This window comes from Kordia periserrulae (assembly GCF_003054265.1).
Taxonomy (GTDB): domain Bacteria; phylum Bacteroidota; class Bacteroidia; order Flavobacteriales; family Flavobacteriaceae; genus Kordia; species Kordia periserrulae.
In genome coordinates, this window is the sequence record NZ_QBKT01000011.1 from 60347 (window position 1) to 82350 (window position 22004).

At 37.3% G+C, this 22004-nt stretch carries 17 protein-coding genes; 7 read left to right on the forward strand and 10 right to left on the reverse strand.

The window, feature by feature from the left end:
• Positions 1 to 8: 8 nt before the first annotated feature.
• From guaA to bshC, 3 genes are all read right to left on the reverse strand, one after another.
• Positions 9 to 1544, reverse strand: coding sequence for a glutamine-hydrolyzing GMP synthase (gene guaA, locus C8N46_RS18095; protein ID WP_108116521.1), 1536 nt, complete (start codon positions 1542 to 1544; stop codon positions 9 to 11).
• A gap of 121 nt (positions 1545 to 1665) precedes the next feature.
• Positions 1666 to 3021 (reverse strand): TrkH family potassium uptake protein, encoded by a 1356-nt coding sequence (locus C8N46_RS18100; RefSeq protein WP_108116522.1) that lies wholly within the window; start codon positions 3019 to 3021, stop codon positions 1666 to 1668.
• Positions 3022 to 3123: 102 nt separating this feature from the next.
• On the reverse strand, positions 3124 to 4731 hold the full coding sequence (gene bshC, locus C8N46_RS18105) for a bacillithiol biosynthesis cysteine-adding enzyme BshC (RefSeq protein WP_108116523.1): 1608 nt from the start codon (positions 4729 to 4731) through the stop codon (positions 3124 to 3126).
• Between the two features lie 161 nt (positions 4732 to 4892).
• On the opposite strand from bshC, the gene C8N46_RS18110 reads away from it, so the two are divergent.
• Both C8N46_RS18110 and C8N46_RS18115 read left to right on the forward strand, forming a co-directional pair.
• The gene (locus C8N46_RS18110; protein WP_108116524.1) at positions 4893 to 5117 is read left to right on the forward strand and encodes a hypothetical protein; all 225 of its coding nucleotides are present in this window, start codon (positions 4893 to 4895) and stop codon (positions 5115 to 5117) included.
• A 98-nt stretch (positions 5118 to 5215) separates the two neighbouring features.
• Positions 5216 to 7696, forward strand: coding sequence for a M14 metallopeptidase family protein (locus C8N46_RS18115; RefSeq protein WP_108116525.1), 2481 nt, complete (start codon positions 5216 to 5218; stop codon positions 7694 to 7696).
• 124 nt (positions 7697 to 7820) lie between these two features.
• Here C8N46_RS18115 and rimO read toward each other — a convergent pair whose 3' ends face one another.
• Positions 7821 to 9122, reverse strand: coding sequence for a 30S ribosomal protein S12 methylthiotransferase RimO (gene rimO / locus C8N46_RS18120; protein WP_108116526.1), 1302 nt, complete (start codon positions 9120 to 9122; stop codon positions 7821 to 7823).
• Between the two features lie 81 nt (positions 9123 to 9203).
• Between rimO and C8N46_RS18125 the strand changes: the two genes are divergently transcribed.
• The 4 genes from C8N46_RS18125 (at position 9204) to C8N46_RS18140 (ending at position 15518) form a co-directional block, all read left to right on the forward strand.
• Positions 9204 to 10295, forward strand: a complete 1092-nt coding sequence (locus C8N46_RS18125) for a serine hydrolase domain-containing protein (protein WP_108116527.1) — start codon at positions 9204 to 9206, stop codon at positions 10293 to 10295.
• 149 nt (positions 10296 to 10444) lie between these two features.
• Complete coding sequence (locus C8N46_RS18130; RefSeq protein WP_108116528.1) at positions 10445 to 12157, forward strand: hypothetical protein; 1713 nt, start codon at positions 10445 to 10447, stop codon at positions 12155 to 12157.
• A 7-nt stretch (positions 12158 to 12164) separates the two neighbouring features.
• Positions 12165 to 14867 (forward strand): hypothetical protein, encoded by a 2703-nt coding sequence (locus C8N46_RS18135; protein ID WP_146169876.1) that lies wholly within the window; start codon positions 12165 to 12167, stop codon positions 14865 to 14867.
• A 6-nt stretch (positions 14868 to 14873) separates the two neighbouring features.
• Positions 14874 to 15518 (forward strand): hypothetical protein, encoded by a 645-nt coding sequence (locus C8N46_RS18140; protein WP_108116530.1) that lies wholly within the window; start codon positions 14874 to 14876, stop codon positions 15516 to 15518.
• Between the two features lie 79 nt (positions 15519 to 15597).
• Here C8N46_RS18140 and C8N46_RS18145 read toward each other — a convergent pair whose 3' ends face one another.
• Positions 15598 to 17229 carry an amidase family protein gene (locus C8N46_RS18145; RefSeq protein ID WP_108116531.1) on the reverse strand — a complete coding sequence of 544 codons (1632 nt, stop codon included), beginning with the start codon at positions 17227 to 17229 and terminating at the stop codon, positions 15598 to 15600.
• A 132-nt stretch (positions 17230 to 17361) separates the two neighbouring features.
• Between C8N46_RS18145 and C8N46_RS18150 the strand changes: the two genes are divergently transcribed.
• Positions 17362 to 18702: a fibronectin type III domain-containing protein gene (locus tag C8N46_RS18150; RefSeq protein WP_158269201.1), complete on the forward strand. Its 1341-nt coding sequence runs from the start codon at positions 17362 to 17364 to the stop codon at positions 18700 to 18702.
• Positions 18703 to 18894: 192 nt separating this feature from the next.
• Here C8N46_RS18150 and ftsY read toward each other — a convergent pair whose 3' ends face one another.
• From ftsY to C8N46_RS18175, 5 genes are all read right to left on the reverse strand, one after another.
• A complete protein-coding gene (ftsY, locus tag C8N46_RS18155; protein WP_108116533.1) occupies positions 18895 to 19851 on the reverse strand; it encodes a signal recognition particle-docking protein FtsY in 957 nt (318 codons plus the stop codon).
• A 217-nt stretch (positions 19852 to 20068) separates the two neighbouring features.
• A complete protein-coding gene (locus C8N46_RS18160; protein ID WP_108116534.1) occupies positions 20069 to 20218 on the reverse strand; it encodes a DUF4295 domain-containing protein in 150 nt (49 codons plus the stop codon).
• 6 nt (positions 20219 to 20224) lie between these two features.
• Positions 20225 to 20407 carry a 50S ribosomal protein L33 gene (rpmG, locus tag C8N46_RS18165; RefSeq protein ID WP_007094744.1) on the reverse strand — a complete coding sequence of 61 codons (183 nt, stop codon included), beginning with the start codon at positions 20405 to 20407 and terminating at the stop codon, positions 20225 to 20227.
• A gap of 31 nt (positions 20408 to 20438) precedes the next feature.
• A complete protein-coding gene (gene rpmB / locus C8N46_RS18170; RefSeq protein ID WP_007094745.1) occupies positions 20439 to 20675 on the reverse strand; it encodes a 50S ribosomal protein L28 in 237 nt (78 codons plus the stop codon).
• A 73-nt stretch (positions 20676 to 20748) separates the two neighbouring features.
• Complete coding sequence (locus C8N46_RS18175) at positions 20749 to 22002, reverse strand: competence/damage-inducible protein A (protein ID WP_108116535.1); 1254 nt, start codon at positions 22000 to 22002, stop codon at positions 20749 to 20751.
• Positions 22003 to 22004: the final 2 nt, after the last annotated feature.

The following is a 22004-nucleotide window of genomic DNA, read 5'->3' on the forward strand; positions in this document are numbered from 1 at the left end:
CAAATTTATTATTCCCACTCAATAGTTGCGGGCGGTTTTGAGCTGATGTCATATACTACTCTATTAACGCCTTTTACTTTATTTATTATGTCGTTTGATACTTTTTGTAAAAATTTATAGGGTAAATCTACCCAATCTGCCGTCATTCCGTCAGTACTTTCTACCGCACGTAAAGCGACTACTTTTTCGTAGGTTCGCTCATCACCCATCACTCCTACTGAATTTACGGGTAATAAAATTGCGCCTGCTTGCCATACCTTATCGTACAAATCCCACTGACGCAATCCGTCAATAAAAATAGCATCAACTTCTTGTAAGATACGAACTTTTTCCGCAGTGATATCTCCCAAAATACGAATTGCCAATCCTGGACCTGGAAACGGATGACGTCCTAAGAGTTGTTTGTCCATTCCCATAGAAGCACCTACTCTTCGCACCTCATCTTTAAACAAGGCTTTTAACGGCTCTACGATTTTTAATTTCATAAAATCTGGCAAACCGCCTACGTTGTGATGACTTTTTATAGTTGCACTTGGTCCGCCTGTAGCACTGACACTTTCTATCACATCAGGATAGATAGTTCCTTGTGCCAACCATGTAACGTCTTTGATTTGGTGTGCTTCATCGTCAAACACTTCTATAAACACACGTCCAATCGCTTTTCGTTTTTTCTCAGGATCACTTTCTCCAGCAAGAGCTTCCAAAAAACGTGCCGAAGCATCTACGCCTTTTACATTGAGTCCCATACCTTCGTACTGTTGTAATACGCTTGAAAATTCATTTTTGCGCAACAAACCGTTGTTTACGAAGATGCAATATAGGTTTTTACCAATGGCTTTGTGCAACAACATGGCAGCCACGCTAGAATCAACGCCGCCCGACAAACCTAAAACCACTTTGTCATTACCCAATTTTTCTTTTAACTCCGCTACGGTTTCTTCTACAAAGGCGTTTGGTGTCCAATCTGGATTGACGCCTGCAATGTGTACCAAGAAATTTTCTAGCAATTGTTTCCCATCGGTAGAATGGTATACTTCTGGGTGAAATTGAATGGCAAACGTAGTTTCACCTTCTATTTTGTATGCCGCATTTTCTACATCGTGTGTGCTGGCTAATAGTTTTCCGCCTGTTGGTAATTGTTTGATGGTATCACTATGACTCATCCATACTTGACTTCCCGCAGAAATTCCTCTTAAAAAAGGTTCATTTTCTTGTACAAAACTCAAATTGGCACGTCCGTATTCACGTGTGTTGGATTCGGCAACTTGTCCACCCGAAAAATGTGCTAAATATTGTGCGCCGTAGCAGACACCTAGCAATGGTTTTTTACCACGAATTTCGCTTAAATCTGGATGAAATGCTTTTTCAGAACGTACAGACATTGGACTTCCCGAAAGAATGACCGCTTTGTAATCGTGTACGTTGGTTGGAATTTTGTTGAATGGATGAATTTCGGAATAGATGTTCAACTCTCGAACTCTGCGCGCAATTAGTTGTGTGTATTGCGATCCGAAGTCTATGATTAATACCTTGTCGTGTTGCATACGCAAAAGTAGTATTTACATTTTAAATTTTAACTTTTGCCATGGAGATTTTTTCACAGGATATTCACAACCAAATAAGGAAGCTTTTTCACGATATCAAACTATAAAAATTATCCTAAAATTACGTCGCCAAATCATCTTCAACGATGTTCATTTCTGTTTTTGTTTTTCGTTCAAGTAGGGCAAATCCAAAGGTTAACACACCAACACGTCCAACAAACATAAGAATAATGACTAAAAATTTTCCAACCGCAGAAAGTTCTCCTGTAATTCCAGTACTTAAACCAACTGTTCCAAGTGACGAAGCGACTTCAAATAGTATTTTTTCAAATTCAAATGGTTCTGAATACGTCAGCAAGAAAGTAAAGAAAAATATCGTAATAGTATACAGAATGAACGTTGAAGTTGCCACATATAAGCGTTCAAAAGGAATTGTTCTGTTGAGAAATGAAATTCGTTTTTGACCAAATAATCTACTCTTTAATACCGACAACATTGCCGTAAGCGTTGTAATCTTTAATCCGCCCGCAGTTCCAGATGGCGATGCACCAATGTACATTAAGAAAACGACAAAGGTTAAAATTGGCATGCTCAGATTTCCTGTAGAAATGGTATTGAATCCTACCGTAGTCATAGCTGTCATTGCTTGAAAGAAAGATTCCGTGAAGCGAGCATCTGAGTTTTGGACGATTGGTTCTGTAAAGTATACCAACGCTGTTCCTATAAATAATAATAGGATAAAACCGTAAATGACTATTTTAGTCGTAAATGAAATTTTCTTCGATTTACGCCTGATTCTGTACCAAATATCCGTAATAACAATAAAACCCAACGAACCAGCAATTGCCAATACTGAAATAATTGTATTGATGAATGTGTTGTCGCTGTAACTTTCAAAACTATCACTAAACAAGCCAAAACCCGCAGTACAAAAAGTAGAAACACTGTGAAAAATGGAAAACCAAACCGCTTTTAACGATTCCATTCCTGTGTTTGTAAAGGCTATGTAAAAACAGATGGTTCCGATAATTTCCATCGCTAACGTAAATACAATCACACTTTTGATAAAATCCTTGATTTTGATAGTTTTTGGCATGGTGAATTCCGCATCAATTATGTTGTTATGCCAACGCGTGATTTTTTGCGTGGTGAATAACAAATAATACGTAGTAAGGGTCATATAACCAATACCGCCAATTTGAATGAGCGTCATAATGATGAACTGCCCAAAAAAGTTGTACGATTCGTAAATATCTACCGTTACGAGTCCTGTAGTAGAAATAGCAGACGTAGAAATGAAAAGATTGTCTAGCGCACCAACGCTATTTTTGTGAAATAACGGAATGCATAACAATAAAAAACCAACAAGTGTATATAGAAAAAATCCCCAAACCAAATTCATTTGAGGAGAATTGCTAATTTGAAATCGCTTATACCAACTTAGAATTTTGGTGAAGATGGTTCTTTTTTGGCTCATTTTACACGTTGGTTAGTCTATTTTTTCAAATATTGAAAATAGTGCTTTTTTAAAAACTTAGAAACGTAAAAACCGTAATTTTTCTTTACGATTTTATAGTTGCTACAACTCCAACACCAAAAATTCTCCTTGCAACGGTTGTAACTGTTCCACTAATGTGGGAATGAGATTTTCGCCGTATTCCAAATAGAATTCAGAGAAGTTTTGCTTGCGTTCTTGCAGTGTGTTTTTTGGGAAGAGTTGTTTTTGAATATCCCTACTTCTAGAAACTTTGTCTTTTAACATGCGTTTTTGTGCTTTGAGCAAGCGTTTTTCCAAATGCTTTAAGCCTTTAAGTTGCTTTTTTTCTTGTGCTGCTACAGCACCAATAAACGATTTATCGGTTTGTTCTGCAAGTTTGTATAAGTCTTTAAATTGCTGTTTGAGATGTTCTTTTTGCGGTGTGAAATCAATGTCGATTTTACTTAATTCTTTGACTTTTTTCGTAATGAAATCGTCTTTCGGCAAGAACAAATCGCGGTTGAAAATGTTGAGCTTTTCCATCTTTTTGGACTGTTTGGACGTTTTCAACACTACAGAATTTCGCAGTAGCAAGATGGGAAAAGTCACGTTTACCGCTTCAAAATAACTTTTCAATTCAAACCAATATGCCAATTCGCCGCCGCCGCCAATGTAACATAAGTTTGGCAGAATGATTTCTTGATACAACGGACGCAATAAGGCATTGGGTGAGAAACGTTCGGGATGTGTGTGCAATTCGGCTTTTAATGTTTCCGCGTTCCATCTCACGGAAGTGTTATATACGCCAAAAACACCATCTTGCTCCACAATACGCTCGCGGATTCCGTCATTAATATAAAATAAATTGATTTCTCTGGGATTGACTTGAATTTGATAATCGTCACTCGCTTTTGTTAACTTTTTCGCAGTTTCTGTCACTTTTTTGTGTGATGTTTGCTGAAAAAGTTCGTTTTCTATGAACGGAATGTACAATTCTTTTAGTGCTGCATCGTTTCCATCCACAATGACCAAACCGTACTGCTTAAAAAGTTCGTTGGCGATATAGCGCGTTGCATCTGTCAGATTATCGTGTTTGATGTATCCATCCTCAAAAAGCGATTGTAAATATTTTGCGTTATTACTGTTTCCGAGTGCTTTAGAGAATTTGCTAAATACTTCGTCTAATCCTTCTGTAGACAATTCGCCAACAGCGCCACTTGCCTCACGCTTCCAACGAAGTTTTTGGTCTTTAAAATTGAAAAAAGAAATTTCGTCAAAATCATGGTCTTCCGAAGCCATCCAATAGATTGGTACAAATTCGTAGTTGGGATATTTTTCTTTTAATTCCGTTGTGAGGTTAATCGCAGATATGATTTTATACAAAAAGTACAACGGACCTGTAAAGAGATTCAATTGATGTCCCGTAGTAATGGTAAAGGTATTTTCTGTAGCTAATTTTTCAATGTTTTGTTTGGTTTTTTCAGAAGTTGCAACCTTTTCATATTGTGCCAACAATGCTTTTGACAAAATAGCTCTTTGTGAAGCATTTGTGAGTGAAGATTCCTTTTTTTCAAGAAGTTGCGCTTCAAAGTTTTCCAATTTCGGAAAACGATGGTAAAATGGTTGCAATGATGACTTTTCAGCTAAATAATCACATATAATTGGTGTAAAATATCCAGTTTCTTGATAGGGAATACATTCAGTTGGCATAGTGGTTCGTCAGAGTTATAAAGTTGCAAAGATAAGGTTATTTGAAATGTGGTTTTCTCAAAATTTCGTTAAGAAATGGGAATCTATAGAATTACGGTTTTACCATACACTTTTTATGCAATGTATTTGTATTTTTAGGTCATAACTTAAACCAATACATCATGAAAAAAAGAAATTTTAAAAAATTATCGCTTCAAAAAAATGTGATTTCCAACTTTAAAAATACTGCTGTTAAAGGTGGTGCACCAACTAACGGGAAAAATTGTGATCCAGTTCCTCCTGCAGAATCTGAATTATGCGTAACATTGATAACTTGTTATTGTAGTGATATTAACGGATGTCAGCTTACATTTATCATTGATACTGACGGCAATTTAACTTGCTAATCTTAACAACACAATATTTAGTATAAAGCTACTTTTTCAAGTAGCTTTTTTTGATTTATTTAGTTAGCTTTGAGGCATATCTTAATTTACCAACTGTAATGAAGCATTATTTTTTTACGCTACTTTCATTTTTTATTTTTTCAACGACCGTTTTTGCTCAAAATATTCAATCGCCTAAGGAATTTTTAGGCTACGAATTGGGAACACGATTTACCAATCATTATCGTGTGGTCGATTATTATCAGTATTTGGCAAAAGCTTCTGATATGATTCAATTGGAAGAATACGGCAAAACCAATGAGCATCGTTTGTTGCAAATTGCCTATGTGTCCACGCCTGAAAATTTAAGTAATTTAGAAAATATTCGAAAAAATCATTTGGCAAATGCTGGCATTGGAACAGCAGAAAATAACGCTAATAAAGCCATTGTTTGGTTGAGTTATAATGTGCATGGAAACGAATCGTCGAGCACGGAAGCTTCCATGAAAACCATCTACGAATTGATTACCAATAAAAAAGCATGGTTGCAAAACACCGTGGTAATTATTGATCCGTGTATCAATCCTGATGGACGCGACCGTTATGTGAATTGGTACAATCAAGTGGCAAGTGTGCCTTTTAATTCGCATCAAAAAGCAAAAGAACACGATAGCGAACCTTGGCCTGGCGGACGTCCAAATCATTATTTGTTTGATTTGAACAGAGATTGGGCATGGGCAACGCAAGTTGAAACGCGTCAACGCTTAAAAGTATATAACAAATGGTTGCCGCATATTCATGTGGATTTTCACGAACAAGGCATTAACGAACCGTATTATTTTGCGCCTGCAGCAGAACCTTTTCATGAAGTAATTACCGATTGGCAACGTGATTTTCAAACGCAAATCGGGAAAAATCATGCAGGTTATTTTGACAAAGAAGGCTGGTTGTACTTTACGCGTGAGCGATTTGATTTGTTTTATCCAAGTTATGGAGATACCTACCCGACGTTTAATGGTGCGATTGGAATGACCTACGAACAAGCAGGTCACGGGCGCGCTGGTTTGGGAATTATGACCGATGAAGGCGATTTGTTAACGTTGAAAGACCGAATTGCGCATCATCATACCACGGGATTGTCTACGGTTGAGATTTCTTCACAAAATGCAGAACGATTAAATACTGAATTCAAAAAATATTTTGACAACAAGGATTTTACCTATAAAAGTTACGTGTTAGAAGGCAACAAAGACCGCATTCAAAAGTTAACAGAATTGCTTGATAGACATGAAATTAAATACGGTTTTACTACAAATGCTACCGTAAAAGGATTTGATTACGAAACGAATTCTCAAAAATCGAATCGTGTGTCTAAGGCGTTGGTGGTGAGTACGAATCAGCCAAAAGCGAATATGGTGAAAGTGTTGTTTGAACCAAATGCCAAATTGAGCGATTCACTGACCTATGATATTACCGCTTGGAGCATTCCGTATGCGTACGGATTGAAAACGACGGCTTCTAAAACCTTGATTTCTTCGACTGCTCCAACTAACGATTCTATAGTTTTCAACTCTGCTTATGGTAAAACCGCAGCTTATATCGCACCATGGAATACGCTCAAAGACGCCACATTTTTAAGTCAATTATTGCAAAAAAACATCCGTGTAAGATTTACTGAAAAGCCCATTATTTATAACCGTAAAACACATCCTAGAGGATCATTAATCATCACAAATAGTGATAATAAAAACATCGATAATTTTAATACTACTTTAGTGAATTTGGCAAATAATAATGAAATTGCCTTGACAAAAATTGAAAGTGGATTTTCAGATAACGGTGTCGATTTCGGTTCGCCCGATATTAAAGAAATTAAGCTACCCAAAATAGCGGTAATGTCTGGAAAAGCTTCACGCTCGCTCGGATTTGGTGAATTGTGGTACTTTTTTGAGCAAGAATTGAAATTTCCTGTGACGAATATCGATTCTGAAGATTTTTCATCCAACACGTTGTATTCGTTCAATATTTTGATTTTACCTGATGGAAACTACAGCAAACTTTTTGATAGCAAACAATTAACAAACTTGAAAAACTGGATTTCGCGCGGTGGAAAAGTGATTGCAATTAAAGACGCGATTCGTACGTTTGCTGGAAAAGAAGGTTTTGGCATCTCCAAAAAAGAACAAGAAAAAACAGAAAAAGAAAACGACCTTGTTTCGTATGCAAAAAGCGAACGCCAAAATATTTCAAACTATATCACAGGCGCAATTTTTAAGACTAAAGTTGACAATACACATCCACTCGCATTTGGATATAGCGATTCGTATTTTACCTTAAAATTAGGAAGTGCCGCTTATGAATATTTAGACAGTGGATACACCGTTACCTATTTAGAGGATAACACGGCAGTTTCAGGATTTGCAGGACACAACGCATTGAAAAACATTAAAAACACCTTAGTCTTTGGCGAACAAAAAATAGGAAGCGGAAGCATAATTTATATGGTAGACAATCCAATGTTTCGCATGTTTTGGGAAAATGGAAAGCTGTTTATGGCAAATGCAATTTTTATGGTGAATACTAATGTGGTTGAGCTTTAGATACGCTTACGCTTTTAGACTCGCGATTGCTTTAGAAACTAGACCGCTTCGCTTTTAGAGGCTGTCTTGATTCTTGATTCTAAAATTCAAAACCCAACATTCAAAATTCAACATTTAGAATTCCTTAAACCGGTTCTCCATACAAATCAAAATCTGCGGCATCGATGATTTTTACATCTACAAATTCGCCTTGCTTTACGTAGAATTTTGCAGCGTCGATTAAGACTTCATTGTCTACATCTGGTGAATCGAATTCGGTTCTCCCAACAAAGTAATTGCCTTCTTTTCGATCAATAATACATTTGAAGGTTTTTCCAATCTTTTCTTGATTCAATTCCCAAGAAATTTGCGATTGAATTTCCATGATTTCGTTCGCACGTTGCTGCTTTATTTCTTCTGGCACATCGTCTTCTAAATTGTACGCATGCGTATTTTCTTCGTGTGAATAGGTAAAACAACCCAAACGCTCAAAACGCATTTCCTCAACCCAATTTTTAAGTGTTTGGAAATGTTCCTCAGTTTCTCCTGGATATCCCACGATTAACGTAGTACGAATTGCCATTTCTGGAACTGCTGCTCTGAATTCTTGTAACAATTTAGTCGTTTTCGCCTGATTCGTTCCGCGACGCATCGACTTTAAAATATCATCGGCAATGTGTTGCAACGGAATGTCTAAATAATTGCACACTTTCGGTGCTGAGTTCATCACATCCAATACATCCATCGGGAAGCCAGTTGGGAATGCGTAATGCAATCGAATCCATTCAATGCCTTCTACTTTTACCAATTCGCGCAATAATTCGGCTAAATTTCTTTTTTTGTACAAATCGAGTCCGTAATAGGTTAAATCCTGCGCGATTAGAATCAATTCTTTCACACCTTTTGCCGCTAACTTTTCCGTTTCTTCCACCAATTCTTCAATCGGTTTTGACTTGTGTTTTCCACGCATCAGCGGAATCGCACAAAACGAACACGGACGGTCACAACCTTCGGCAATTTTTAAATATGCGTAATTTTTGGGAGTTGTAGTGATGCGTTCTCCAATCAATTCGTGTTTGTAATCGGCTCCTAACGCTTTTAACAATCTTGGCAAGTCTGAAGTTCCAAAATATTGGTCAACATCTGGGATTTCTGCTTCTAAATCGGGCTTATAACGCTCACTCAAGCAACCTGTTACAAACACTTTATCAACCACGCCATCTTCTTTCTTTTGCACATAATCTAAAATCGTATTCACACTTTGCTCTTTGGCATTATTGATAAATCCGCACGTATTGATGACTACAATATTGCCTTCTTCCTCGTGCGCAACCTCTTTGCCATTCGCTTTTAGCTGTCCCATCAATACTTCAGAATCGTACACATTCTTAGAGCAGCCAAGTGTAACTACATTGATTTTATTTTTCTTTAAGGTCTTCGTTCTCATATCCAAAAATTCAGTGGGCAAAGATACAATCTAATTTAAACCTTTGGTATATTTCGCAGTCTAAAAATCAAAACCTAGACAATGAACCGACCTTTTTATTTAGCTTCGCTGTTATTTTTTATTTTTTTCTGGAATTGTTCTTCGGAAGATGTAGATGAAATTCCACAAGAAGAAACTCCTATAATTGTCCCTGAATCATTATACTTTCCACCGTTAACTTCCAATACATGGGAAACTGAAAGCGCTTCTGAATTGAACTGGAACACCAATCAATTAGCGCCACTTTTAAACTATCTTGAAGAAAAAAACACCAAAAGCTTTATCATCCTTCACAAAGGAAAAATTGTCGTAGAAACCTATATGGACGGACACACCGAAACGTCTCCATGGTATTGGGCAAGTGCAGGAAAAACCTTGACAACCGCTGTTGCGGGAATTGCTCAGGAAGAAAATCTGCTCAACCTCAACGATAAAGTATCTGATTATATAGGAACTGGCTGGACAAGTGCTTCTTTAGACAAAGAAAACCTAATTACCTGTAAAAATCTGTTGTCCATGACTTCTGGTTTGGATGATGGCTTGGGTGACGGAATTGCACCAAACGACTTACAATACCTAGCAGATGCGGGAACACGTTGGGCATATCACGGTGTTTTTGTGAAAATGCAAGATGTCGTTGCTGCCGCGAGCAATCAATCGTGGGATGATTATTTTACGGCTAAATTGAAAAATCGTATTGGTATGACAGGCACTTGGATTCCGAATGGAAACGCTAATGTTTACTGGAGCACTACACGCAGTATGGCGCGTTTTGGTTTGTTGATGGCTGCCAACGGAAAATGGGAAAACACGCAGATTATTCCTGAAAGTTTTGTAAACGAAGCTACTTCTACTACTCAAAACATCAATTTGGCGTATGGTTATTTATGGTGGCTAAATGGTAAAACGAGCTATCGTTTACCACAAACGCAATTGCAATTTAGCGGCGAATTGATTCCGAATGCGCCACAAGATATGTATTGTGCGTTGGGGAAAAATGATCAAAAAATATACATTGTTCCAAGTAAAGATTTGGTGATTGTCAGAATGGGAAACGCTGCTGACGATGCCAATTTTGCTCTTTCTGACTTTGACAATGTACTTTGGGAAAAGATTAGCGCTTTTATCAACTAAACTCTCATTTTCACGCTATTATAAAATCACGTAGTTTTACGTTTATTCTTTTTAGTTTTCTGTTTTAACTTGCTTGTACAATTTTAAAACAGTGCACTTTCCTCCTAAGCATTGTTTAAAATTGAAGTATAACTTTATTAATAGTCAACATGAAAGGAAACGAAACACTTGCCGGTTACGACATGGTGCTCGCCTTGTCGCAAAACACCATTAATTATCAGTTTTCACAATTACACAAACGCAATATCATTCATAAAAAATGGGGCGTTTTGGGTGGAAAAACTACGAATAACAAAAATTTCCACATCACAGATCAAGATGCGGGATTTAAACAGAAAATTAACGATTGGATTGCCATTCAAAAAGAAATTGAAAAAGCTCGAGCAGCTAACAATTGGACGGAAATTGGCAATTTGATGAGTAGAGTACAATCGGAAAATCTAAACTTCACCTTTGGTTGGGATGCTGTTTTACTAGCGCCCGAAGTCAGTTTTATAAAAGACAATACCAAAGAAGTTTTTCTCGAACTCCGTTTTAAAAGTGGAAAATTGTACTACCGAGAAGAAGAAACCAAAGCGATTTCGATATTCGACTTGAAAGATGCTTTGTATGTTTTTAAAGTACCTATCGGACAGCTCAAAGTGTCTAAAGAAAACATGATTATGGACGCTGGTGAAAGCGCAAAAACCATCATTCGCGAAAGCGGTTTGTCTGATGAAGATTTTACGATTCAAAGTCTGTTTCTAAACTTTGAAAACGCCAATATTTCAAGTTTTGACGCTACAAAAAGTAAATTACCTGAGGGTAGCGACTCTGATTTCCAAAATGCGATTGCAAACTATTTTAATATGACGGTAGCTGGAAGCAATAATCCGTATGTATTGGGCTACGGAATGCATCGCAAGAAAATAAAAGCGTCCGAAAAAGCGATGTTTCAACCGACTTCGCTCACATTTTCCACATCGTACAGCAATAAAAACAAACAATCGGGTGTGTTTAGTGCGCTCAATTTTTTGATGATGCTCAACGATACCAAACCGCCAACTTCAACAACGGCAGGAATTCTTCCACATAGTTTAATTGAGCTCGGCAAAGACACTAGTAGCTCTACTGACGGCGTGTTTTCTATCCAACAAAATCATTTTAATACCTATTTAGATTCATTGGATGCGTATGTACAAAAAACATTCACAAACTTAGATGGCGTAGAACTACAACACGGTTTTGAAAATGGCGTGATGAAACTTAAAAAACATGACACACACAAAGACGATACCATTGACACCGTGTACACCATTACCAAAATAGCAGCGACAAATAATAGTGATAATACTGGAATTAAAGTTCGCTATAAAATTGAAATTAGTGTAGATGTGATTGTAAAAGCATGGTTTTTAAAAGTAGGAGAAAAAACACTGTCAACTAGCGGACAGTACACGAAAGATGAAATTAAGCACAAAGGTTCACCTGGATATTTAGATTTTACCATCAAAGCAGGAAAAACAGGACGTTTTGATTTAGATCATAACCTCATCAAACCAAATATTGCTTTTGACGAAAACCCGAATTTATTTGGAAATGGTTTTTGGAAAGATTTGCTAAACATTTTAAGCATTGTTGTGTCGTGGGTTATTATTGTTGTCAATGCCATTGTGACACAAATTACGGTCGATCTCGGAAAAGACAGTGCTTCGAGTTCTGGCTCTTTGATTGACAAACTCAATGATATAGATGTACTAAACCAAACCAACAAAGTGATTCTTCCGCTTGGAAAAGTATATGCCTTTAAAAATTTACGCATGGATGCTGAACGCGATATTGTAGCGTACGACATTGCCTATGCACCTGTAATTGAAAAATAATAGCCTTATGAACGTAGATCCAAAATTTCAAATAACGAAAAACGACAATGTAACTGTCGATTTTCAAAGTGAATTGATGCAAAATTACTTTCCAGAATCTGCCATAGAAGCTGGAACAACGATTCGCTCATTAATGGTCGCTCCCGAACAACCTTTTATTTTTTGTTTGACAACTGATGGAAAATTACAAGGTATTCTGCGCACAGAAGGTTCCGCTTCTGGCTGGACACAATTGCTGTTTTCTGAAGGAAAAGTAACGTCTTTCGAACTTGAATACAATACAGAGGAAGACTATTTCCAGCTTGCTAAAGTTGAAGACAATAAAGTGTGGATTTCTGATGAAATTCCGCTCAACACGACACAATTTACTACGTTAGATAAAAGCCTATCGTGGGAAAGTATGGAAGCGCTTGAGGCGGATGAAATCATCAATAAAGTTTCTATTGGTGTTGAAAGAGTCGTGTTCTCAACTACTACCAAAGGAAAAGATGCTAAGTATTATGTTGCCAATTTGGACGATTTAACTCCAAAACTATCCACACTGTTTGAAAATGGCATGAAAATTATTCAGTTTGAATTGGGGAATTTTCAATACAATGATGGTGTTTTTATGTTGTATGATATTGGCAAAGAACGCTCGTTTGTATTTCAATCGTTTCCGGATGAACGTTATGGAAAAACGTCCAAAGCGCGTTTTGAAAGTTACGATCATGTCAACTGTTTTGCACTTGTAGAATCTGACGATACCAACGATATTGTGTATGCCGCAGGGAAAAATATTCATCAATTTGTGACTGGTATTGAAGATGAGGAAGTAGATGTTACCAAATTACCAGGAACGTTTGAAGCGATTACCAGAATTCGTGCCGCGCGAAACGGTGATTATCACAGCGTTTGGTCGCTCAACGAACACGGATTGTACTATCAAACCAATCATTTTTTTGAGCAAAAAACACAACAATTTGTGTCCAATCAATGGACGCAACCAATTGTCATGGCAGATGATGCAGAGCAATTTTGCTGTGTAAAAGGCAACGGCATTCGCAATCAGTTGTTTTCCATCAATACCAAATACGGAAGCGAACTCACGAGTTTATGGCAAGATGCTACCACTACATTGTGGAACAAAAAAACGCTCTCAATCAAAGAAATTGATAGTTTGAAAAAAGTGAAATCCTATTCTGCCCATATCCGATTTCGCAGCAAAGCGACCAAAACGTTTCAAGGTTTGCACGTAAGGTTAAGTGCCGAAAGCAATTTGTTTGTGTATGTTGATAATGCAAGTTATCATATCGGACCTCATAAAGAAGCGCTGATTCCGTTAAATGTCAATGCGGAATTCACCGTGATTTGTCCTGTTCAAGAGTTGGGTTCTTGCCGAATTTTACTCAATGCAGATTTCTTAAAAAATACTGTTGCCATCAACTTAGCAAGTCAAGTGCTAGAAGATTTACAAAAAAAGGCTTCTTCTGGTAAAGACTTGGCATCTGCCCGCAAACAAAACGGCGATTTGTTAGTGCCAAAAGGAACTGACATCAACACCTTAAACAGTGCTGCTGACGGCATTCAGAAAATGTTGGACGCTGCCAAAACAATGGAAAGTGACGCTAGCACAAACTTGCAACGTTCGTCGTTTACTGTGGGACAACTCATCGCTCCAAACACACAAATGCGCGTTAGTCATGTGGCGGCAAGTAGTGTTTCGCAGCACGGATTGACTTTGGGCGATTTTTTACATTCCGTTTGGGATGGCGCGAAGCATGCTGCCGAATTTATCGTTGAAAAAGTAAAAGACGGTTTGCAATTTGTCATTAAAATTGGCGAACAAGTCTTTCATTGGATTGTCAAAACCATTCGGGAAATTGGTGCGTTTATTCAGAAAATATTTGATGCGATTAAGGTCTTTTTTAAAGATTTGTTTGAATTTTTGGCGTTTCTGTTCGATTGGGATGCGATTGTGGCAACTAAAAATACTTTTAAAGATTTTACCAACGTCGCCATCATTTCGCTAAAAGATGAAATCAAAAACATTCGCAAGTTTGTGGATGATACATTGGACAAACAAATTGAGAAATTTTCTCCTGAATTGGTAGACATTCCCGATTCACTCGGAAAAATAGATCCTTCTCAATCTTCTGATGAAAAAACTGCCGATCCGCGTGCCAATTGGTTAAATTCTAAAAAGAATTATTTACACGACAGCACAGGAAAACCGATTAGTTCACAAATTCCGACCGATTTTACAGAGGTTTTTACTTCGTTTACGACGCAATTAAAAGATATTTTGGTAAAATCGGGAGAAGGTTTCAAGCTGCAAATGGACATTATTTTTGATGGTTTCAAAAAGATGATTCAAGGAGAGATGACCTTTTTAGACTTCCTGAAATTACTCTTGCAAAAACTCGCGGGATTAAGTTTATTTTTAGTCAAACAACTCATGGATTTAATTTTTGTATCGCTCGATGCGCTGATTGGCTTGGCGCAAGTCGGACTCAATAAGCAATGGGAAATTCCTATCATCACACCAATTTATAAAGCAGTGACTAAAAGCGATGAATTGACATTTTTGGACGTCATGTGTCTTTTTGTGGCAATTCCAACCACCATTCTCTATAAAATTGGGGAAGGAAAAGCTCCGTTTGGCGCGGACAAAACCAAAGAGGAATTCATTAACAGAGGTAAAACCATTTTTCAACTCAACTTAAACTAACGCATCATGACACAAGAAATAGATAACTCAGCAGAAAATACTTTAAACGATGTAGATAAAATATTCTCCATTGGCGGCATGGCACTTTCCGGATTGGGACTGCTATTCTACGCTGCCGAAGAAGTTGCAGATAGTACCGAAACCGATTTAGGTTTTGTGGGAAGCATCACCAAAACGATTTCAATGCTAGGATTGCTCGGCACTTTTTGGTCCATGGGATTATTGTACCACCGAAAAATAGAAATTCCTCCTGTAATTAAATGGGTTTTAATTCCGATTCTCGTGTTACATATTTTGGTATTGGCATTGGTGCTTTCCATGCTCGCTCTCAAAACCAATAGTGTTTCTCATGTTGCAAAACTGGCTTTAAAATATGTAAAACCTGCGGTTTGTTCGCTTGGTGGTGCTGGTATCATTGTTGCGATGGCGGCAATGCCAAAACAACTTTTTAATATGAAATTTGTGGGAATGACCATTCATTATTTACCCGCAGGATTGGGATACGCACCTATTAACAAACATCCGTTTTATGCAATTGTCATCTTAGTTCGTGCAGGCGGACTCATAACAACTTTTGCAGGAAACTTTATTGATATCATATCTGACGACAAAAAAGATTCACCAGAAGATACATCAAAAATTGAAGAATAACGCTATAAAAAATTCATACCAAAAAGCACACTTTTACATGTTGAAGTGTGCTTTTTGATTTTCTTTAAAAAGAATTTATTTATTGATACTTTTTAGGTGCTTTACGCTTCTTAGAAGCTTGCTCGTAGGCATAGGCAAACTCTAATAGTTGCCGTTCCGTAAATGGTTTTCCTATGAATGTTAATCCTTTGGGTTCGCCTTTTTCAGTGTAGCCCATCGGAACGGTTAATGCAGGATATTCCGCCACCGCTGCATACGCTGCATGATAATTATTGATTGATAAAATCGCGTCCAAATTATGGACTTCCATTGGCTCGTTTAAGAATTTTTGACCGTTTTGTTTCAATACTTTTTTTATCTCGGCGAATTCTGTTTTGTTGGCTTTATCGTTCACAATTCCGTAGAATAATTTTTGTCCGTACGGCATTGCGTTGACAGAATCTTTTTTGTTGAAATCAATCACATCTTGCACCGATTTGAATGAAAGTGATTTGCTTCCATGTTGCTCAAAATACGCTGGCAAATCGTTTTGCATGTCTAAATTCAACAGATTGATAAATTTTGGAAGTGGTACCTGTGCTGCTTCAATTTCTACAATTTCTGCACCTTGCTTTTTAAGAACATCAATCGCGGCTACATAGAGCGAATCTTCCATCAAGTTTTTGAGCGCGCCAATTCGGTTTCCCATAAGTGAAATATCACCTCTCTTTACCATTTCATAATAATAACTTCCAGAATATTTTAGTGATTTACTTTTAGCATCCGTTGCATCGTAACCGTACAAAGCCCCTAAAAGAATAGCATTGTCAATCACATTTTTAGTCATTGGTCCAGGTGTATCAAGCGTACTCGAAATCGGCACAATTCCTGAGCGACTCAACAATCCGATAGTAGGTTTCAATCCCACAACCGAGTTTTGACTTGATGGTGATAAAATAGAACCTGCCGTTTCCGTTCCAACAGCAGCAACGGCGAAATTAGCCGCAACCGCTACACCACTTCCTGAACTCGATCCGCCAGTGTCAAATATTTTTCTTCCGTACGGATTTAAGGTTTGTCCACCAATGGCACTGTAACCACTTGGACAATCACCACAGAAAAAATACGCCCATTCGCTCAAATTGGCTTTTCCTAAAATGATAGCGCCTTCGTCTTTCAATCGTTTTGTGATAAACGCATCATTTGTCATATTATCTTTCAGTGCCAGCGCGCCTGCTGTAGTAGGCATGTTTTCTGTATTGATGTTGTCTTTCAACAAGATTGGCATTCCGAAAATAAGTGGCTTTAATCGCTTGTTAAAGAAATCACGATCGCGTTGTTGTGCTTCTGCAATTGCATTCGGATTAATACTGATGACGGAATTTAAAGACAACTCATTATTTCGGTCGTATTTTTTGATGCGATACAGATAAAATTTGACAAGCTGCTCATAGGTAAACACACCTTGCGTTCTGTATTGGTGAAGTTCTAGAATATTTTTTTCGAGAATATACGGTTTTAGGCGTTGATAATCAGCTTCGGTAAAATCTTCCATTTGCTTTAAAACAGCATTCCAGATATCGTTGTTTTCAATATTTTTTGAATCTAATACTTTAAATTCTCTGAACTCTTTAGCACTGATATCAGAAATATCATTCTCCGTTTGTACATTTTTTTGGGTATGGCAAGCTATTGACGAAAATAGCGCGAGTAGTACTATAATTTTCTTCATTTTAATGCGTTATTTATGGATATAAAGATACAATCTAAAAGTTTAACTGTTTGGATTTCTTGTTTTTTTAGCTTCTAAATGTCGAACTCATTATTGTTTTTATATATTTGTCATACACGAAAAAAAATTTTTATGAGAAAAGTAGTTTTACTTCTACTGATAGGATTTGCATTCTCATGTTCAGATGAGGTGCAAATTCCAGAGATTATACAACCTTGCCAACCTGTTGCCGCTTCTTTTGCTTCAGATATTACCAATAATTCCGCAAGACTTAACTGGTGCGGAACCGTAAATGACGCAGGCGAATGTTTACCTGTAACGGGCGTTACTTGGACAGCTTCTTGGGGAAGTCCAGGGTTCAATCCAGACGAAGGAACCATTATTGACACACCAACATCGAGCATCAATATTACAGGCTTATCTCCACAAACATCTTATGAATTTTATGTGAAATCTGATTGCGACTTAGGCAATAATGAATGGTATGGTCCAACAGAATTTACAACTTCGTGTCCAGCACCAACCAATTTAGGAGCTGCTGATATTACACAAACTGGTGCTACACTAACTTGGATGCCAGGTGGAAGTGAAATTGCTTGGGAAGTAAAATATGGTTTGGTAGGATTCAATTTGGAAGAAGCAGATGCGTTTGCTACTGGAGACAATTCAGGATATCCTATAACCAATCTACAACCAAATAGTGATTACGAATTTTACGTAAGAGCCAATTGTAACGCGACTACTGATGGAGATCAAACGGGAAGTTTTAGCGCCTTTTCTGGACCTTACAGATTTTCAACGTGTTTACCTCCTTTGAATTTATCTATTGATGATGTTACGCAAATTTCTGCAGGATTAAGTTGGGATTCAAACTCACAAACCGTTTGGGAAATTAGTTATGGAGAAGCAGCAACTTTTACACCTGATACTGGAACTATGGTTACGGTGAGCAATACCAATTATACGGTAACAGGATTATGTCCGTCAACCACCTATACTTTTGCTATCAGAACGCTTTGTGGAGTTACCACGCAAAGCTCATGGATTAACTTTGGAAATGTAACTACTCCAGCATTGGAATATACAGGAATGTACACGTATGAAGAAATAGGCAATACTGACGAACCTATTTTTGGAAATCCTACCACTGTTGAAATGGTACAAGTTTCTGATACTGAGAGAAGCATTACTGTAAAGTATTTAGCCAATTTGGATGTGATGAATACACAACCAACAATGACGTTCAATTTTACGCTAAATTGTGACGGAACGGTAACTGTGACAGATGATCAAGACACCAACTTTAATTGCGGTGGCGATAACGTGTTATTAGGACAAGGAATGGCAATGCCAGCATCGTACAATATAACAGACGATAGCACCATCGATATCCGATTTGTAGAAGACACTGCAAGTGCTACGTGTACAAATGCACCACAATCAGAAGTCGTGATTCGATTGACGAAATTGTAATTGTTTAGACAAAATATACCATAAGAAAAGCGGCTATTAAAGCCGCTTTTCTTATGGTATATTTTTTTAGACTTGCTTAGATTTTTAGATGAGTAGAACTTTTCTAAAACGTTTCTGCTTTGCAGAAATAACATCTAAAAGCGTAGCCGTCTAAGAAAGTTCGAGTCTGTGACTCGAACTGCGTCTAACAATCTATTTTTTAAAGAATGAATCTACAAATTCGTATTTATTGAATACTTGTAAATCTTCAATGCCTTCACCTACACCAATGTATTTTACAGGAATTTGAAATTGATCAGAAATTCCAATCACTACACCACCTTTTGCAGTTCCATCGAGTTTAGTTACGGCTAATGTCGTTACTTCTGTAGCCGCTGTAAACTGTTTCGCTTGCTCAAATGCATTTTGACCTGTTGAACCATCTAACACTAATAAAACGTCGTGAGGCGCGTCGTCAATTACTTTTTGCATCACTTTTTTGACTTTGGTCAACTCTTTCATCAAATTGACTTTGTTGTGCAAACGTCCAGCCGTATCAATAATAATCACATCCGCGTCTTGTGCTACTCCAGATTTTAAGGTATCATACGCTACTGAAGCTGGATCGCTTCCCATATTTTGTTTTACAATCGGAACGCCTACTCTATCTGCCCAAACTTGCAATTGGTCAATCGCTGCGGCTCTAAACGTATCAGCAGCTCCTAAAACTACTTTTAAGCCTTTCTTATTGAATTGATACGCCAATTTACCAATGGTGGTTGTTTTTCCAACTCCATTCACGCCAACAACCATCAATACATACGGTTTTTTATTGGCTGGAACGGTATATTCTGTTTCTTCTCCAGAATTGGTTTCAGACAGCAATCCTGCAATTTCTTCACGGAGAATTTTATTTAACTCGTCAGTTCCTAGATATTTATCTTTGGCAACTCTTTCTTCAATTCGGTCAATAATTTTCAGTGTGGTATCTACACCGACATCACTGCTCACCAATACTTCTTCTAAATTATCTAAAACTTCATCATCCACTTTGCTTTTTCCAGCGACAGCTTTGGTTAGTTTTGAGAAGAAACTTGATTTGGATTTTTCCAAACCTTTATCGAGGGTTTCTTTTTTTTCTGATGAAAATATTTTTTTAAAAAAACTCATAATGCGTGGGTAATTTTTTTAATTCTACAGATGGCAAAAACTATAAAACAAGATACTTAAATTTTGTCAAAATTTCACAGCGCTTTGCCTCCATTTTGCTGGCAATTATCCTGCCTAATTTACCAATCGGTAAAAGTGTCATGCATGCGTTAACGTATAAAAACAAAAAGCTACTCTCTTTCGAAAGTAGCTTTCTTGTGTGTATATAATTATATACTTATTTTTTTAACCAATCGTTTACTTCGTCTGGAGACATGATTGACTCAACAAATGTGTAAGCACCCGTTTTTGGTGACTTTACCATTTTGATAGCTTTTGTTAATCTTTTTGATCCTGTTTGTAAGGATGCTACTGCTTTCTTTGCCATGACTTATTATTTTATTTCTTTGTGAACAGTCATTCTCTTCAAGATAGGATTAAACTTTTTAATCTCTAATCTATCTGGAGTATTTTTCTTATTTTTTGTAGTGATATAACGTGAAGTTCCTGGTTGTCCAGAAGCTTTGTGCTCTGTACACTCTAGTATCACTTGAACTCTATTTCCTTTCTTCGCCATTGCTGTTGGTATTTATACTTTTATGACTGAATTACTTGATAAAACCTTTCGCTCTTGCTTCTTTTAGCACAGCTGAGATTCCTTTTTTATTAATTGTTTTCAATGCTGAAGTAGATACTTTTAAAGTAACCCACTTGTCTTCTTCAGGAATGTAAAAACGCTTTTTTGTAAGATTCGCATTAAATTTGCGTTTCGTTTTATTCATTGCGTGAGAAACATTGTTCCCAACCATAGCTTTCTTTCCTGTTAATTCACAAATTCTTGACATCTGTACTAAACTTTATATGTTGTTAAAAACGAGGTGCAAATTTACATTTTTTTATTTTCTCAGCAAATATTTATCAGGTGTTTTTTAAAATTTCTTCTAATAACATCTGAAAAGCTTTGGTAACGGCTTTGTTTACGACCTTTTCACGCGGCTGTCCAAAGTTAAATCCCTGAGAAATAGTTCCGTCAGGCGTTTTGAGTCCTATATAAACGGTTCCAACTTCCACATCGGAGTTTCCTTTGCTGGGACCAGCGTTTCCTGTAGTTGCCACTGCATACTCGGCTTTGTAGATTTTTGCTGCGCCTTCCGCCATTGCTTCTACAACTTCCGCACTGACTACTGAATGTTTGTCTATGAGCGCTTTCGGAACACCTAAAATATCTATCTTCGATTGCAAGGCATACGTAACTGCACTTCCATTGAAAAACGCCGAAACACCTGATTCTGCCGTAATTTGCGACGCAATTTTTCCGCCTGTACAACTTTCGGCAGCAGCCAATTTTTGACCTTTTGCTTTTAACAACTCGCCTATTTGCGTTACAATGGTACTTTTTCCTTCTTCACCTTGAATGATATCTCCAATAATAGGATAGAGTTTTTGCGCAGATTCGTCTACGGCTTTGATGATGGCTTCTTTATCTGTTCCTTTTCCTGTTAAACGCAAACGCACTTTACCGAAGTTTGGCAAATACGCAAGTTTCACATTTTCAGGCAGATTGTCTTCCCAATCTTCAATTTTCATGGCAATGCTACTCTCGCCCATTCCGTAGGTAAGAATGGTTTTGTGATAAATGAACGGACGCTCAAATTCTTCTTGAAGCTTTGGAATGATATGATTGGTCATTAATCCGCGCATTTCATACGGAACACCTGGCATTGAAATGAAGATGGTGTTGTCTTTTTCCAACCACATTCCCGGAGCAGTACCAAATTCATTCTGCAATACTTGCGCTTTGGAAGGCACTAATGCTTGCATGCGATTCATATTGGAGATAGGCGATGTTGTAGAGAATTTTTTAAATAATTCTTCAATATGCGCCAACACAGCATCGTTTTGCACCAATGTGTCTTCAAAATATTCACACAGCGTCAATTTGGTAATATCGTCTTTTGTAGGACCTAATCCGCCTGTGATTAATACCAAGTCTGCTTTGTGTTTGGCAGCTTCTAATGCTTCTAGAATGTGTTGCTTATCATCTTGAATCGACGTGATTTGATGTACTGAAATACCAATTTCATTCAATGCTTTGGAAATGAACACTGAATTGGTATCTACAATTTGACCTATAAGGATTTCATCACCAATCGTGATTATTTCTGCAATCATAT